This window comes from Streptomyces sp. NPDC006643, from assembly GCF_042870175.1.
In the GTDB taxonomy this organism is placed as follows: domain Bacteria; phylum Actinomycetota; class Actinomycetes; order Streptomycetales; family Streptomycetaceae; genus Streptomyces.
This window is the reverse complement of the sequence record NZ_JBIAHA010000007.1, coordinates 277,733-292,477: the sequence shown is the minus strand read 5'-3', so window position 1 is coordinate 292,477 and position 14,745 is coordinate 277,733. Positions and strand designations below refer to the sequence as shown.

Annotated in this window: 14 protein-coding genes; 7 read left to right on the top strand and 7 right to left on the bottom strand. The window is 72.0% G+C overall.

Features of this window, described 5'->3' with window-relative positions:
• Positions 1-160 precede the first annotated feature (160 nt).
• Complete coding sequence (locus ACFYNU_RS12690; RefSeq protein ID WP_356587014.1) at positions 161-1,543, bottom strand: transcriptional regulator; 1,383 nt, start codon at positions 1,541-1,543, stop codon at positions 161-163.
• Between the two features lie 318 nt (positions 1,544-1,861).
• On the opposite strand from ACFYNU_RS12690, the gene ACFYNU_RS12685 reads away from it, so the two are divergent.
• The 3 genes from ACFYNU_RS12685 to ACFYNU_RS12675 all read left to right on the top strand — a co-directional run bounded on the left by ACFYNU_RS12685 (position 1,862) and on the right by ACFYNU_RS12675 (position 5,199).
• Positions 1,862-2,548 carry a bifunctional DNA primase/polymerase gene (locus tag ACFYNU_RS12685; protein WP_388766036.1) on the top strand — a complete coding sequence of 229 codons (687 nt, stop codon included), beginning with the start codon at positions 1,862-1,864 and terminating at the stop codon, positions 2,546-2,548.
• Between the two features lie 96 nt (positions 2,549-2,644).
• Entirely contained in the window at positions 2,645-3,523 is an 879-nt protein-coding gene (locus tag ACFYNU_RS12680) for an ABC transporter ATP-binding protein (RefSeq protein ID WP_356587018.1), read from the top strand.
• Positions 3,520-5,199, top strand: coding sequence for a transporter (locus ACFYNU_RS12675; RefSeq protein ID WP_356587020.1), 1,680 nt, complete (start codon positions 3,520-3,522; stop codon positions 5,197-5,199). The genes ACFYNU_RS12680 and ACFYNU_RS12675 overlap by 4 nt, the downstream gene beginning before the upstream one ends.
• A 239-nt stretch (positions 5,200-5,438) precedes the next feature.
• On the opposite strand, the gene ACFYNU_RS12670 is transcribed toward ACFYNU_RS12675, so the two are convergent.
• Genes ACFYNU_RS12670 through ACFYNU_RS12655 form a run of 4 tightly spaced genes read right to left on the bottom strand, consistent with a single transcriptional unit; the run spans position 5,439 to position 8,960 of the window.
• The gene (locus tag ACFYNU_RS12670; RefSeq protein WP_356587022.1) at positions 5,439-6,653 is read right to left on the bottom strand and encodes an ABC transporter permease; all 1,215 of its coding nucleotides are present in this window, start codon (positions 6,651-6,653) and stop codon (positions 5,439-5,441) included.
• Positions 6,650-7,357, bottom strand: coding sequence for an ABC transporter ATP-binding protein (locus ACFYNU_RS12665; protein ID WP_356587024.1), 708 nt, complete (start codon positions 7,355-7,357; stop codon positions 6,650-6,652). Before ACFYNU_RS12665 ends, ACFYNU_RS12670 begins: the two co-directional genes overlap by 4 nt.
• Complete coding sequence (locus ACFYNU_RS12660; protein ID WP_356587026.1) at positions 7,354-8,412, bottom strand: peptidoglycan-binding protein; 1,059 nt, start codon at positions 8,410-8,412, stop codon at positions 7,354-7,356. The genes ACFYNU_RS12665 and ACFYNU_RS12660 overlap by 4 nt, the downstream gene beginning before the upstream one ends.
• Positions 8,409-8,960, bottom strand: coding sequence for a hypothetical protein (locus ACFYNU_RS12655; protein WP_356587028.1), 552 nt, complete (start codon positions 8,958-8,960; stop codon positions 8,409-8,411). Before ACFYNU_RS12655 ends, ACFYNU_RS12660 begins: the two co-directional genes overlap by 4 nt.
• A 148-nt stretch (positions 8,961-9,108) precedes the next feature.
• Between ACFYNU_RS12655 and ACFYNU_RS12650 the strand changes: the two genes are divergently transcribed.
• From ACFYNU_RS12650 to ACFYNU_RS12640, 3 genes are read left to right on the top strand one after another with little or no spacing between them, the layout of a single operon-like run.
• The gene (locus tag ACFYNU_RS12650) at positions 9,109-9,822 is read left to right on the top strand and encodes a response regulator transcription factor (protein WP_356587030.1); all 714 of its coding nucleotides are present in this window, start codon (positions 9,109-9,111) and stop codon (positions 9,820-9,822) included.
• Entirely contained in the window at positions 9,819-10,988 is a 1,170-nt protein-coding gene (locus ACFYNU_RS12645) for an ATP-binding protein (protein WP_356587032.1), read from the top strand. The genes ACFYNU_RS12650 and ACFYNU_RS12645 overlap by 4 nt, the downstream gene beginning before the upstream one ends.
• A 10-nt stretch (positions 10,989-10,998) precedes the next feature.
• Positions 10,999-11,409 carry a PPOX class F420-dependent oxidoreductase gene (locus tag ACFYNU_RS12640; protein ID WP_356587034.1) on the top strand — a complete coding sequence of 137 codons (411 nt, stop codon included), beginning with the start codon at positions 10,999-11,001 and terminating at the stop codon, positions 11,407-11,409.
• 6 nt (positions 11,410-11,415) lie between these two features.
• On the opposite strand, the gene ACFYNU_RS12635 is transcribed toward ACFYNU_RS12640, so the two are convergent.
• Positions 11,416-12,279, bottom strand: coding sequence for an alpha/beta hydrolase (locus ACFYNU_RS12635; RefSeq protein WP_356587036.1), 864 nt, complete (start codon positions 12,277-12,279; stop codon positions 11,416-11,418).
• A gap of 744 nt (positions 12,280-13,023) precedes the next feature.
• Positions 13,024-13,719: a metal-dependent transcriptional regulator gene (locus ACFYNU_RS12630; RefSeq protein WP_023540875.1), complete on the bottom strand. Its 696-nt coding sequence runs from the start codon at positions 13,717-13,719 to the stop codon at positions 13,024-13,026.
• Between the two features lie 257 nt (positions 13,720-13,976).
• On the opposite strand from ACFYNU_RS12630, the gene ACFYNU_RS12625 reads away from it, so the two are divergent.
• Positions 13,977-14,732 (top strand): SIS domain-containing protein, encoded by a 756-nt coding sequence (locus ACFYNU_RS12625; protein ID WP_356587039.1) that lies wholly within the window; start codon positions 13,977-13,979, stop codon positions 14,730-14,732.
• The last annotated feature ends 13 nt before the right edge of the window (positions 14,733-14,745 follow it).

Genomic DNA, 14,745 nt, shown 5'->3' with positions numbered 1-14,745 from the left:
TTAAAACAAACCCGCCGTTCCCGCGGAACGAGGGCCCCGCCCCCCCCCCCCCCCCCCCCCCCCCCGCGCCGGGGGGGGGGGGGGGCTCACCCCCCCCCCCCCCCCCCCGCGACGCCCGCCGAAACACCATGCCCCCGGCGGAAGTTGTAGCAAAGCCGTGTCACGCGGCCTGGATCTCCAGCCGGGCGCTGAACTCCCGGACCGCGGGCTCCGTGCCGTACGGCTCCAACCGCTGCTGAAGATCCTCCAGATACTCCGCCCCCCTGCTGGAGCGCAGCGCCCCCAGCAGCTCGGCCGCCCGGGTGCCCGTCCGGCACGCCTCCTCCACCTCGCGCTGCTGGATCTGCGCCGTGGCCAGCAGGACCAGTCCGATCGCCCGTCGTCTCGCCCGGGTCTCCGGATGTCCCGCCACCGAGTCGGACGCGTGGCGCGCCGCCGCCTCGGGCTGCCCCAGATCGCGGTAGCAGTGCGCCAACTCGTCGGACAGATAGGCGTGGTCGAAGTGCGCGATCCACACCGGGTCGTCGTCGGTCTCCGGATCGGCGTGCTCCAGCGCGGTGAGCGCGCGGCCCGCGACCGCGTGGCACTGGGTCGCGTCACCGAGCAGCGCGTGCCCGCGCGCCTCGGCGGCCAGGAACATGGCCTGCGCCCTCGGGGTGACCTGCCCGCGCGCGCCTTCCTGGGCGGCCCGCGCCAACTGGGCGATCTCGCGCGGGTTTCCGAGCTGGGCCGCGAGATGGCTCATGGACGCGGCCAGCACATAGCCGCCGTATCCCCGGTCGCCGGACGCCTGCGCGAGCCGCAGCGCCTGGATGTAGTAGCGCTGGGCGAGCCCCGGCTGCCCTGTGTCCACCGCCATGTACCCGGCCAGTTCGGTGAGTCGGGCCACGGCGGCGAAGAGTCTGCGGCCGACCGCTTCCTTGTACGACCCCGCGAGCAGGCCCGACACCACGCTGTTCAGATAGTGCACGACCACCGGGCGGACATGGCCGCTGCCGAAGCGGTGGTCCAGCTCGACCAGCGCCGCCGTCATCGCGACGACCGCCGCGACGTCCGAATCCCCCACCCGGGCACCGGTGTTGCGTGCCACCGACGGGTCCGCGCCCGTGATCAGCCAGTCCCTGCTCGGCTCGACGAGCGCCGACGACGCCACCGCCGACCCGGACAGGAAGTCACGCCGGCCCACATCGCTGCGCCACAACTCGCAGACCTGCTCGATCGCGCCGATGACCGTCGGCGAGAACTGGAGACCGATGCCCGAGGCGAGATTCTTGCCGTTGGCCATCCCCAGCTCGTCGATCGTGACCGTACGCCCCAGCTTGCGGCCCAGCGCCTCGGCGATGATCCCCGGGGCCCGGCCGCGCGGTTGCTGTCCGCGCAGCCAGCGGGCCACGGATGTCTTGTCGTAACGGAGGTCGAGACCGCGCTCGGTCCCCACCATGTTGACGCGGCGGGCGAGCCCGGCATTGGAACAGCCGGCCTCCTGGATGAGTGTTTGCAGCCGTTCGTTCGGCTGACGGGCAACGAGAGGCCTGGCTGCCAATTGGATACCCCCTGTGGCCGCAGTGATCGATTGAGTGATCACTGCCCGGCGGAAACGCAGTAAATGCGTGCGATGGTCGAAATCAACAATCTTCGGTAACTTTCAGGAAACGCCGCCCGCTTGGTGCCGAGCTGTGTGACTCGCCTCACGCTCCCTGGTGGCAACCCCCGGCCACCGGATGTGGTTACCCATCGACACGCCGCAACTTCGTACGCGCCCCCGCCCATGCATCTGTGCGCCCCACATGCGGAATCGATGCCCCCGTGCGACGCCCCGTGTCGCCCGTAACCCAAGGTGCGGGCGGGAGTTGTGTTCTTCGTGGACAAGACCATCGGAGTGACGGGCGTCACCGACGCCGCGCAGATCCCCAAACAGCGGGGCGACCTGCTGCTGGACAGCGCCGTGCGGTACGCGGAGGAGCGGCACTGGGACGTGTTCCCCGGCACCTGGCTGGAGGCGGTGGACGGCAAGGAGCGGTGCTCGTGCGACCGCGCCGACTGCCCGGCGCCCGGGGCGCATCCCACCCGGCCGGACTGGGCGTCGCAGGCGACGGGCAGCGGGGTCGCCGCGCGGCGGCTGTGGTCGAAGCAGCCGCGCTCGTCGATCCTGCTGCCGACGGGCCGTACGTTCGACGCGCTGGACGTGCCGGAGTCGGCGGGCTTCCTGGCGCTCGCGCGGATGGAGCGGATGGAGATGACGCTCGGCCCGGTCACCTGCACCCCCGACCGCCGGATGCTCTTCTTCGTCCTGCCCGGCGGTTCGCTGAAGGTGGACGGCCTCGTGCGGAAGCTCGGCTGGACGGCGTCGGCGATCGATCTGGTGACCCACGGCGAGGCGCACTACGTGGCGGCGCCGCCCACCCGGGTCGGCGGCTTCGGCGCCGTGCAGTGGGCCCGCCGGCCGACTCCGGCCAACCGCTGGCTGCCGGACGTCGAGGAGCTGATCAGCCCCCTGGCGTACGCGTGCGGGCGGGACGCGGCGGCAGCTCGGGCACAGCGACCCTGAGGCGCCCCTGAAGCGGCCCTGAGGGCGGCGGGACGCGCGGTCTTATGGTGGGTCCTCTCGACACCTCGAAAAGGGATCACCGAAGGGCAGTGCGGCATGCCGGATCACGTACCGGACCAAGCGGCGGAACAGACGGAGCGGGCGGCGGCGCCGGACACGGCGGGCGGGACGCGTACGGCGGCCGGGCCGGGGGCGCCGCCGCCGTCGGCGACCCCCGCCGTCCGCGTCGAAGGGCTGTGGAAGCGCTTCGGCGAGCAGGTCGCCGTCGCCGGGATCGATCTCGATCTGCCCGCCGGCCAGTTCGTGGGCCTCGTCGGCCCGAACGGCGCGGGCAAGACCACCACGCTCTCCATGGTGACCGGCCTGCTCCGGCCCGACATGGGCCGAGTCCAGGTCGCCGGGCACGACGTCTGGGGCGACCCGGTCGCGGTCAAGGCCAGGATCGGCGTACTGCCCGAGGGGCTGCGCCTCTTCGAGCGGCTGTCGGGGCGTGAACTCCTCGGATACACCGGCCGGCTGCGGGGGCTGCCCGGCGACGAGGTCGACAAGCGCGCCACGCAGCTCCTGGACGTACTGGACCTGGCCGGCTCGCAGCACAAGCTCGTCGTGGACTACTCGACCGGCATGCGGAAGAAGATCGGTCTCGCGGCGGCGCTGCTGCACAACCCCGAAGTCCTGTTCCTGGACGAGCCGTTCGAGGGCGTCGACCCGGTGTCGGCGCAGACGATCCGCGGCGTCCTGGAGCGCTACACCGACTCCGGCGCGACCGTCGTCTTCTCCAGCCATGTGATGGAGCTGGTCGAGTCGCTGTGCGACTGGGTCGCGGTGATGGCCGCCGGCCGTATCCGCGCGCAGGGGACGCTCGCGGAGGTACGGGGCGACGCGCCGTCGCTCCAGAGCGCGTTCCTCGAACTGGTCGGCGCCCAGGGCCGGGACACCGGCCAGTCCCTGGACTGGCTGGGCGGCGCCCGATGAGCGCGGGCCTGTCGGGATCGGTGGGCACGGCCGGGGCGGCCGGGACGGTCGGCTCGGGCACGACGCCCGCCGTCACCCTGGACACCCGCGCCCTCGCGCCCGTCTTCGTACGGCTGAAGCTGTCGCTGCTGCGCAACGGGCTGCGGCAGTCCTCGGGCCGTACCGTCGCGTACGTCGTCTCCGTCGTCCTCGCCCTGCTCATCGCCGCCGGGCAGCTCCTGGGCCTGATCCTGCTGCGCGGGAACGACGGTGCGGCCACGCTCGTCGTCGTCCTGACCGCGATCGTGGCCCTTGGCTGGGCGATGCTGCCGCTGTTCTTCCCGAGCGGTGACGAGACGCTCGACCCGAGCCGGCTGGTGATGCTGCCGCTGCGGCCCCAGGCGCTGATCGGCGCGCTGCTCGCCGCGTCCGTCGTGGGTATCGGGCCGCTGTTCACGCTCTGTCTGGTGCTGGGCTCCGCGATCGCCGTCGCGCACGGCGCCGCCGCCGTGGTGGTGTCGGTCGTCGTCGTACCGCTGGCGCTGCTGGTGTGCGTGGCGCTGTCGCGCGCGGTGGCGGCGGCCAACATCCGGCTGCTGACCTCGCGCAAGGGGCGCGACCTGGCCGTGCTGAGCGGTCTGGTGATCGCCGTGGGCATCCAGTTCGTCAACTTCGGTATCCAGCGGCTCAACGAGGCGGGCGGGCTCTCGGCGCTCGACCCGGTGGCCGACGTCGTACGGTGGCTGCCGCCCGCGTCGGCGATCGGCGCGGTGGACTCGGTGAGCGACGGCGCGTACGGGGCGGCGGCCGGGCAACTGCTGCTGTCGCTGGGCGCGTTGGCCGGGCTGCTGTACTGGTGGCAACGGTCGCTGGTGAAGCTGATGACCACCCCGGACGGCTCGACGGTCGCCGCGGCGGCCGGCCCGGCGCGCAAGGAGTCGGCACGGTCGGGTCTCGACAGGCTGCTGCCCGAGGGGCGTACGGGCACGGTGATGCGCCGCAGCCTCCTGTACGTGTGGCGCGACCCCAAGACGAAGGCGGCGTGGGTGACCTCGCTGGCGATCGGCCTGATCGTGCCGCTGGTGAACGCCCTCCAGGGCAGCGGCTCGATCTATCTCGCGTGCTTCGCGGCGGGGATGCTCGGGATCCAGATGTACAACCAGTTCGGGCAGGACACCTCCGCGTTCTGGATGGTGGCCCTGACGATCTCCTCGACGCGTGACGCGTATCTGGAGCTGCGGGCGCGGGCGTTCGCCCTGCTGCTGATCACGCTGCCGTACTCGGCCCTGGTGACGATCGGGACGGCCGCGCTGCTCGGCGACTGGCGGGCGCTGCCCGAGGCGCTCGGCCTGTCCTTCGCGCTGCTCGGCGCGATGATGGCCACGGGCGCGGTGGCCTCGGCCCGCTTCCCGTACTCGATCCCGCAGGACAGCGCGTACAAGAACGTCGCCCCCGGCCAGGCCGGTCTCGCCTGGATCTCCATCCTCGGCGGCATGCTGGGCGGCGCCGTGCTGTGCGCCCCGGTGATCGTCCTGACGATCATTCTGCACACCTCGGGCGCGGACGCCTGGACGTGGCTGGTGCTGCCGGTGGGCACGGCGTACGGCGCGCTGATCGCCTGGGCGGGAATCCGGTTGGCGGCGCCGCCGACGGCGTCGAGGCTGCCGGAGATCCTGACGGCGGTGAGCAAGGGCTGAGCGGGCGGGCTTCGCGGGCGCGGCCGGGGTCGCGCCGGGGGTCGCGCCGGGGGTCGCGCCCGCGAAGTCCCGCGAGATCGCCTGAAGTCCCGCGAGGTCCTGCGGAGCCCGGCGAAGTCGCACGGACTCCCCCGCGAGGTCGCCTCAAGTCCCGCGGGGTCCTGCGGAGCCCTTCGGAGTCCCGCGGAGCCCTTCGACGGCGATCCGTGACGAGGGCCCCGACACGGGCCCCGCCCCCCTCACGCCGCGTGCAGCGCCAGCGTCGGGGAGAGGCGGGAGGCGCGGATCGCCGGGTAGAGGCCCGCCACCGTGCCGATCGCCAGCGTCGCCGCGAAGCCGCCGGACACCGCCCACAGCGGGACCACCCAGGGCAGGCCGCCGGACCCCGCGTACACACCCGTCGCCGTCGCGCCCAGGGCGACGCCGACCAGTCCGCCCAGGCCCGACAGCATCAGTGACTCCGTGACGAACTGGATACGGATCTGGCCCCGGGTGGCGCCCAGCGAGCGGCGCAGGCCGATCTCGTAACGCCGCTCCAGCACCGAGATGATCATGGTGTTGGCGACCCCGACCCCGCCGACGAGCAGCGCGATGCCGCCGAGGCCGAGCAGCAGACCGCTGAACGCCCCCTCGGTCGCCGCCTTCGCGCGGAGCGCCGACGACGGGTCGGTGACCTTGACGTTCTGCGGGTTACGGGGGTCGACCGTCGCCGCCATGACCTTGCGTACGGCGGAGACGGACGCGTCCGTCGAGCGCTCGTACACCGACGTCGGATGGCCGTCGAAGTCCAGCAGGCGCCCGGCGCCCGCCCAGCCGACCAGTGCGGAGCGCTCGATCTCCGGGGCCAGCGGCAGCGGGGCGAGGATGCCGACGACCGTGAAGTACCGGTCGCCGATCCACACTTGGCGGCCGGGCTCGGTGATGCCGAGGCGCTGCGCGGAGACATGGCCGAGGACGACCGAGGGATAGCGGCCGGTCGCGTCGTTGAGCCAGCCGCCGCTGCCGATCTCCCCGCGCAGCACCTTCAGCAGGTCACCGGTGGTGGCCTTGACGGCGATGCCGCCGGTGTCGCCCTCGTCGATCTTCTCGTTGCGGCGTACGGAGGCGGCCAGGTCGCCGGTCGCGCCCACGTCCTGTACGCCGTCGATCCGGCCGACCATCCCGACGGACTCCTCGGGCAGCTTCACCTCCTCGCCCGCGAATATCGACTCACCGGGTGACGCGACCAGCAGGTTGGTGCCCAACTTGTCGAGTTCGCGCAGCAGTTGGGCCTGGCTGGAGGCCGAGACGCCGACCACCGAGATCATGGTGGCGATGCCGATCGCGATGCCCAGCGCGGACAGCACGACCCGCATCGGCCGGCTGCGCAGGCCCGCCGAGCCGACGTGCAGCACGTCCCGGGGGCCGAGCCGGGCCGCCTTCAGCCGCCGTGCCCCCCGGCCGTTGGCCGTCACAGCCCCGCCCCCACGCCCGGTGCGGAGGCCGCGTCGCCGATGTCCGCGACCACCTCCCCGTCCCGTATCCGCACCTCCCTCGGCAGCCGCCCCGCGATCTCCGTGTCGTGCGTGATGACCGCGATGGTCGCCCCCTCCTGGTTGAGATCGCGCAGCAGTTCCATCACCGCCGCGCCGGACGCCGAGTCCAGCGCCCCGGTCGGCTCGTCGGCCAGCAGCAGCGTGGGCTCGCCGACCACCGCCCGTGCGATGGCGACCCGTTGCTTCTGTCCGCCGGACAGTTCGTGCGGCCGGTGGTCGAGGCGGTCGGCGAGACCGACCCGCTCCAGCGCGGCGGCGGCCCTGCGGCGCCGTACGGTGCGCGACAGGCCGGAGTAGAGCAGCCCCTCCGCGACGTTGTCCCGGGCGCTCACGCCCGGCACCAGGTGGAACGCCTGGAAGACGAAGCCGACATGCTGGGCGCGCAGCGCGGAGAGCCGGCGGTCGGAGAGCTTCGCCACGTCGTGCCCGGCGATGTGCACCGAGCCGGCGGTCGGCCGGTCCAGCGTGCCGATGATGTGCAGCAGGGTGGACTTGCCGGAGCCGGACGGGCCGACGATGCCGAGGAGTTCGCCCTCCTCGACCGTGAGGTCCACCCCACGCAGGGCGCTCACGCCGCCCGGATACTCCTTGGTGACCCCGGTGAGGCCGACGACCGTACTCACAGCGACGGCACCCCGACCTTCATGCCCTCGCGCAGCCCGCCGCCCGAGACCTCGACCCGGCCTTCGGCGAACATGCCCAGCTCCACCTTCACATCGCGCGCGGTCCCCTTCGCCACGACCTGGAGTCCGAACCCGCCGCCGGGCAGGGCGAGCAGCGCGTTGACGGGGACGCTGAGGACGTTCTCCCGCGTCTCGCCGGTCAGATTGACGGTAACCGGGGACTGGTCGAAGCCGCCGACCTTGTCCGGTCTGTCGAAGGACACGGTCAGGGTGACCTTGGGCTCGGTGTCCTGCGGGTCGTCGCCGGGCTTCGCCGTCCTGCCGACCGAGGAGACGGTGCCGGGCGCGCTCGTACCGTCCGGCAGGTCGACCGTGACCTTCGTGCCCGCCTTGGCGAGCGTGCTCCCGGCCACGTCCAGGGCGAATGTCACGACCCGCTCGGAGCCGGTGGTGGTGAGGACCGGGGCGCCGGGCTGGGCCAGGTCGCCGACGGGCGTGCCGATGCTCTTGATCCGTACCTCGCCCGGCGCGAACACGATGTCCCGCGGCCCCAGTGTGCCGGTCTGTTCCCGGTCATGGGCCTTCTGCCAGCGCTTGACGGCGGCGGCGGTGAGATCGGTGTACTCGTCGTCGGGCGTGAAGCCGGTGTAGCCGAGGACTGCGAGGTTACGTTCCAACTGCTCGACGTCCCGGCCCCGGTCACCCGCCTTCACCGTCCGGTACATCGGCCCCGAGCCGTACATCAGCCGCACCGCCTGCCCGTCGATCTCGTACAGCCGCCCGTTCCGCTCGACGGTCGAGCCCGTCGGCGGTGTCCAGGTCATGGTCCCGGCCGCGCCCGCGTTGACCTTGCGCTGCTTGTCGTAGCCGAGCTTCCCGTCGGCCTGGGCGCTGTCGCGCAGATCTCCGCGGACCACGGGGGCGGTGTCGGGCGGCAGTCCGGTGTTCTGCCGGGCGTCCGCCCGGTCGGGGCCGCCGAGTTGGGTCAGGGCGAGGGACCCGGCGGCGACGGCGAGCACCGCCGCCCCGGTCACGAGAATCCGGCCGCGCTTCATCGGCCGACGCTTTCGCAGGCCTTGCTCGCCTTCTCGACCTTCTTCATGTCTTTCGCTTCGAGCGCGGGCATCCCCGCCATCCCCGCGGTGTCGAACTTCGGGTCGGGCATGTCCACGCCGTTCTCCCGCATACACCGCGCGTAGGCGACCATCTTGTCCTTCTCGGCCTGGGTGAGTTCCTCGGCACCGCCGCCGACAGCCTTGTCCTTGCAGGCCTTGAACGCCTTCTCCACCTCCCCGCCCTTGCCGCCGAGTTCGATGGTGGTGCCGGCCTCGCCCGGCTTCGGCTCGGGGATGTCCACCCCGTGCTCCCGCAGACACCTGCGGTGCTCCAGCTCCTGGTCGGCCCGGGTCTTCACCTCGTCCTTGCCGGAACCGGCGTCCCTGGCGCCGCCGCCCGAGTCGCCGGAGCAGGCGACCAGCCCGAGGGCGGCGGTGGCGAACAGGGCGGCGGTGGCCGCGCGGTGTGCCGTACGACGGCGTGCTGCTGTACGACGGCGTGCCGTACGGGCACCGCGGCTCGCGATGAACTGGCTCATGAAAGTCATGACGGACTCCTCGTCCACGGACTGACGGACCGGCCTGACCGGACCGGACCGGATACGAACGGTCCGAGCGTGCGCGGAGCCCCGGTTTCGTTTCTCTCAAGCCGAACGCTTACACCGGCGAAACATCGCTCTCGGATATAGAGATCCCATGCGAGTGCTGCTGGTGGAGGACGAGGAATTCCTGGCCGAGATGGTCGCCGAGGGGCTGCGGCGCGACGCGATCGCCGTCGACGTGGCGCTCGACGGCCACGCCGCCCTGGACCGGCTCCGGTTCGGCGCGTACGACGTGATGATCCTCGACCGCGACCTGCCGGGCCTGCACGGCGACGAGGTGTGCCGGCAGGTGGTCGGCTCCCGGCTGCTCACCCGCGTCCTGATGCTCACGGCGTCCGGGACCGTACGCGACCGGGTGGCCGGTCTCGGGCTCGGCGCCGACGACTACCTGACCAAGCCGTTCGCGTACGACGAACTCCTCGCCCGCGTCCTGGCGCTGGGCCGGCGCGCCAGACCCGCGCTGCCGCCGGTGCTGGAGCGGGCCGGGCTGACGCTGGACACCGCGCGCCGCCAGGTCTGCCGCGACGGCCGCTATCTGGCCCTGTCCCGCAAGGAGTTCGCCGTGCTGGAGACCCTGCTGCGCGCCGAGGGCGCCGTCGTCAGCGGTGACGATCTCATCGAGGAGGTGTGGGAGGAGGACACCAGCTACCGCACCAACGCGGTCCGGGTCACGCTGTCCAAGCTCCGCGCCAAGCTGGGCGCTCCGGCGGTGATCGAAACCGTCCCCGGGGCCGGCTACCGCATCTCCGGCCACCCTCCGACCGGTTCTTCGAGCGGCGCTCCGACCGGCGCGGAGGACGCCCGGTGAAGAGCGAGCGGGCCCGGCTGACCGGGCTGTACGGCGGACTGCTGGTGCTGGCGGGCATCCTGCTGATGGGAGTCGTCTATCTGCTGGTCAGTGAGACCCTGTACGCCAATCTGATGTCGGCCGTGGTCCCGACCGTCCCTGCCGGAGTGCTGGACGCCGATGCCACCGTCCCCGCCTACCGGGCGGACGAACTGATGATGGGCTCCCTGGCCGAAACCCAGCAGTACACGGTGGCGCAGAAGGTCACCACCGCGGCCGGGGACGCCGCCCTCAGCCAGTTGCTCACGGTCTCCGGGATCTCCCTCGGCGCGTACTCCGCGCTCTCCGTCGCCCTCGCCTGGTGGATGGCGGGCCGGGTGCTGCGGCCGGTCGGCGTGATCACGGCACGGGCCCGGCGGCTCTCCGGCAGCAATCTGCACGAACGCCTCGCGCTGAAGGCGCCGCCCGGTGAACTCAAGGAGCTGGCCGACACCTTCGACGGGATGCTGGACCGTATCGAGGAGCTGGTCTCCTCCCGGCAGCGCTTCGCCGCCAACGCCGCCCACGAGCTGCGCACCCCGCTCGCCGTGCAACGGGCAGCGGCCGAGATCGGGCTCGCGGACAATCCGGCGCCCGAGAAGGTGGCCCGGATCCGGGCCAAGCTCATCGACACGGCCGCCGGCAGTGAGCAGTTGATCGAGGGCCTGCTGCTGCTCGCGGTCTCCGACGAGGGGCTGCGCCGCAGGGAGCGGGTCGCGCTGGACGAGATAGGCGCGGCGGTCACCGAGGCGCTGGAGGCCGACGCGAAGGCCCGGTCCATCACCGTCGAGCTGACGACACGGCCGGTGACGGTCGAGGGCGACGCCGTCCTGCTGGACCATCTCGTCCACAATCTGGTCTCCAACGCCCTGCGCCACAACCACCCCGGCGGCACGGTCCGGGTCGATGTGGGCCCGCGAGGGGTGGAGGTCGTCAATACGGGGCCGGTGGTCGCGCCGGAGGCCGTACCGCTGCTGTTCGAGCCGTTCCGCCGCGCACGGGCCCGTCTGCACGCGCCGGGCGAGGGCGCGGGTCTGGGGCTGTCGATCGTGGCGTCCGTCGCGCGGGCGCACGGGGGCGAGGCGAGCGCGCGGGCGAACCCCGGCGGCGGCCTGACAGCCCGCGTCACGCTGCCGAGCTGCCCCTAGACTCGCCGGTATGACCATTCCCCTGAGCGACGCCGCCCGGAAGATCCTCGACGGCCGCAACTACGCCGTCCTGTGCACCATCAACCCGGACGGCAGCCCGCAGTCCTCCGTGGTCTGGGTCGGCACCGACGGCGACGACCTGGTCATCTCCTCGCAGGCGGGCCGGCGCAAGGCGACGAACGCCGAAGCCGAACCGCGCGTCAGTCTCAGCGTGTTCGACCTGGCGGACCCGCAGCGGTATGTGGAGGTACGCGGCACGGCCACCGTCTCCGAGGACATCGGCAGGCGGACGGCGGTCGCACTCGCGGAGAAGTACTCGGGCCCCGGCGCCGGTGAGGAGTACCTGCGGCTGCCGCCCGAGGCCGTACGCGTCACGATCCGCATCACCCCGGACCGACTCACCGGCAACTCGGCCGCCTGACACCTCCTAGGGCGTCAACGCGCCGTCCAGGAACGGCTCTATCGCGGCGCGCCAGGCGTCCGGCCGCGCGTAGTGCACGAGATGGCCCGCGTCGTCCACCTCCGCGTACTGCCCGCGCGGCAGGACCCGCACCATCTCCTGTGCCTCCGCGCGGCCCAACTCGCCGTCCAGGCCCCGTACGACCAGCGTGGGGCACCGGACCTGGGCCAGCTCCTCCCAGTGCGCGTCATGCACCCACGTCGCGCGGGAGGTGAGCATCTGACGGCGGGAGAAGACCGGCCACCAGCCGTCGGAGCGCTCGGTCATCACCTCGGCGAAGAACTCGCCCCGGCGCGGATTCGGCCGCTCCAGCCACGGATCGTCCTCGCCGAACCACTTCCGTACGTCGGCGAGCGACGCGAACGGCACCGGCCAGGTGCCGAACCAGTCGTCCCAATCACGCTGCGACGCCGCACCCAGCGCGGACGCCCGCATGTCGCAGATGATCAACGCCCTGACCAGGTCGGGGCGTTTGGCCGCGAGCTGCCAGGCGGTGAGCGCGCCCATCGCGTGGCCGACGAGGGTGACGGGCGCGAGGCCGAGCTGTTCGATCGCGGACTCGGCGTCCGACACATACGCCTCGCGGGTGTACGGCGCTTCGCGCGGCTTGTCGCTGCGGCCGTGGCCCCGCTGGTCGAGCGCGACGGCGCGGTGCCGCCCGGACATCCACCGCACGGTGGACGTCCAGTGCGAGGCGCGGCCCATCAGGCCGTGGAGCAGCAGCACACCGGGGGTGCGCCCGGCCTCGGTCCGCTCCTTGGGCTGGTCCGTGAACTCCCAGGCCGCAAGCCGCAGCCCGTCGAATCCGGTCACATCGACGCGTCGCATCATGTGTCCTGGCACCCCCTTCGGTCCTGAGTGGTCGAGTCCGATGGCACCGGCCCGATTACGTGCCGTTCGGTCGTGCGGTCCTCGTACGGTCCTCGTACAACTCCCTCAGACTATCGAACTCTCGTTCGAGAACTCGCTTCCCGCGCGCAACACCGCTCGTTCGAGTGACCGTGCCCAAGGGTTGGCCGAAGCGCCTGGGGGGAGATCTTCTGCGGGAGGCGGATCACTCGGGGATGAGGATCCGTGGGGACCGACCCTGGGAGCTCGGGGCTCCGGGTCGGGACAGGGGAGGACAGGCCCCGGCGCCACAAAGCGCCGGGGCCCTTGCCGTGCGAGGCGGCGGGCCCACCGGCTCCGGCAGCGATCACCCCGGCAGCCATCGCGCCGGCATCCAGGACGACGTCCACGACGACATCCACTGCGACAGCATCAAGCATCAGGCGCACAGCCCCGCTCCCTCCTCGGCCGCGGGACGAGGTCCGCGACCGGCTGCCCTCAGGTCATATGCCCCCGAGCCAGCCTGGCACGCGAATCGCCCGACCGCTGCCATTCCGCCGGGAATTCGTATTCTCCGTTGCCGAAGGAATACTCTCCGCAGCCGACGACGGTCATGCCGGAACGGCCCGACGGGCTCAACAGCCCCGCCAGGCACGACCGTACCGACGCGCCCCGGGACCCCGGCCCCGGGTTCAGCTCCCGCTCAGCGCCTGATCAGCGCCGACTTGGCGCCTGTTCAGCAGGTGCTCAGCGCTTCGCGACGAAGACGTGCGACGCGACCTCGGAGTCCAGCTCCGCGGCCTCCCCGCTGCTGCCCACGAGCACCCCGCCGACCGGCGACTCCGTCACACTCACCACGGAACCGGGCTGCACGCCCGCCCGTCGCAGCGTGTACATCAGCTGGGCGTCGGTCTGGATCGGCTCACCGATCCGCCGCACCACGACGGTCTTGCCCTCGGTGCCCGGGTCCAGATCGGCCAGGCTGACCATGCTCCCGTCGAGGAACGGATCCGCGACACTCGTCTCGCCCAGCTCCTCCAGGCCCGGGATCGGATTCCCGTACGGCGACTCCGTCGGGTGCCGCAGCAGCTCAAGCACCCGGCGCTCCACCGCCTCGCTCATCACGTGCTCCCAGCGGCAGGCCTCCGCGTGCACCTGCTCCCACTCCAGGCCGATCACGTCGACCAGCAGACACTCGGCGAGGCGGTGCTTGCGCATCACGCGCGTCGCCAGTCTGCGTCCCTCCTCCGTCAGCTCCAGATGCCGGTCGCCCGCGACCTGCACCAGGCCGTCCCGCTCCATGCGGGCCACGGTCTGGCTGACCGTGGGCCCGCTCTGATCCAGCCGCTCCGCGATCCGGGCGCGCATGGGGACCACACCTTCCTCTTCGAGTTCGAGGATGGTGCGGAGATACATCTCCGTGGTGTCAATCAGTCCGGACATACGTGCCCCTCGATGCTGTGACATGAAAACAACCGTGCGCTGGCCCCTGCTCAATTCTGACGCATCGCACTGACAACCGTGCCGCGCGGGAAGCCGCCGAAGACGAAGCCGTATTGACACGGTAAAGGTCCAGACCGCAACGTGATCCGCGGCACAGGCGTTCCCGCCCCGTTCCACCCTCTGTTCAGCCCCTTGTTCAACCCCTGTTCAGCCCTCTTTTCCGCCCTTATCTCCCGCCCCTACGGAAGGGTCTCTCCATGAGCGAGAGCACGCTGGCCGGTCAGTTCTTCGGCGCCGCGATCGGTCTTCTGGAGCGCGTACGCGACGAGGAAGCCGCGAACATCGCGGCGGCCGGGAAGGCGATCGCCGACACCGTCGCCGCCGGCGGCCGTGTCTTCGCCTTCGGCGCCGGCCACTCCTCGCTCGCCGCCCAGGACGTCGTCTACCGCGCGGGCGGTCTCGCCCTCATGAATCTGCTCAACGTCCCCGGCGTGATGGGCGTCGACGTCATGCCCGCGACGCTCGGCTCGGCCCTGGAGCGGGTCGACGGCCTCGCGAGCGCCGTACTGGACTCCAGCCCCGCGACGGCCGGCGACGTGCTCGTGATCATCTCGCTCTCCGGTCGCAACGCGCTTCCCGTGGAGATGGCGCTGAACGCGCGGGCGCTGGGCCTGAAGGTGATCGGGGTGACGTCGGTGGCGTACGCGACGGAGACCAAGTCCCGTCATGTGACGGGCACTTACCTCAAGGACCACTGCGACGTCGTCCTCGACAGCAAGATCGCGGTGGGCGACGCGGAACTGTCGGCGACCGGCATCGAGGCGCCCTTCGCCCCCGCGTCGACCGTCGTGACGAGCGCGCTGATGCAGGCGATGGTGGCGACGGCGGCGGGCGACCTGGTCGAGCGCGGCCTCGAACCGCCGATGCTGCGGTCGGGGAACGTGGACGGCGGGCACGAGTGGAACGGGCGCGTCATGACGGAGTACGGGGACCGGATCTTCTACCGACACTAACGCCAGGCCGGGC

What these genes read in the sequence shown, in the direction of transcription:
- ACFYNU_RS12675 (WP_356587020.1), top strand. Translation starts at nt 3,520, where the DNA reads ATGAGCGCGGGCCTGTCGGGATCGGTGGGCACGGCCGGGGCGGCCGGG.
- ACFYNU_RS12680 (WP_356587018.1), top strand. Translation starts at nt 2,645, where the DNA reads ATGCCGGATCACGTACCGGACCAAGCGGCGGAACAGACGGAGCGGGCG.
- ACFYNU_RS12660 (WP_356587026.1), bottom strand. Translation starts at nt 8,412, where the DNA reads ATGAAGCGCGGCCGGATTCTCGTGACCGGGGCGGCGGTGCTCGCCGTC.
- ACFYNU_RS12640 (WP_356587034.1), top strand. Translation starts at nt 10,999, where the DNA reads ATGACCATTCCCCTGAGCGACGCCGCCCGGAAGATCCTCGACGGCCGC.
- ACFYNU_RS12625 (WP_356587039.1), top strand. Translation starts at nt 13,977, where the DNA reads ATGAGCGAGAGCACGCTGGCCGGTCAGTTCTTCGGCGCCGCGATCGGT.
- ACFYNU_RS12635 (WP_356587036.1), bottom strand. Translation starts at nt 12,279, where the DNA reads ATGATGCGACGCGTCGATGTGACCGGATTCGACGGGCTGCGGCTTGCG.
- ACFYNU_RS12630 (WP_023540875.1), bottom strand. Translation starts at nt 13,719, where the DNA reads ATGTCCGGACTGATTGACACCACGGAGATGTATCTCCGCACCATCCTC.
- ACFYNU_RS12650 (WP_356587030.1), top strand. Translation starts at nt 9,109, where the DNA reads ATGCGAGTGCTGCTGGTGGAGGACGAGGAATTCCTGGCCGAGATGGTC.
- ACFYNU_RS12655 (WP_356587028.1), bottom strand. Translation starts at nt 8,960, where the DNA reads ATGACTTTCATGAGCCAGTTCATCGCGAGCCGCGGTGCCCGTACGGCA.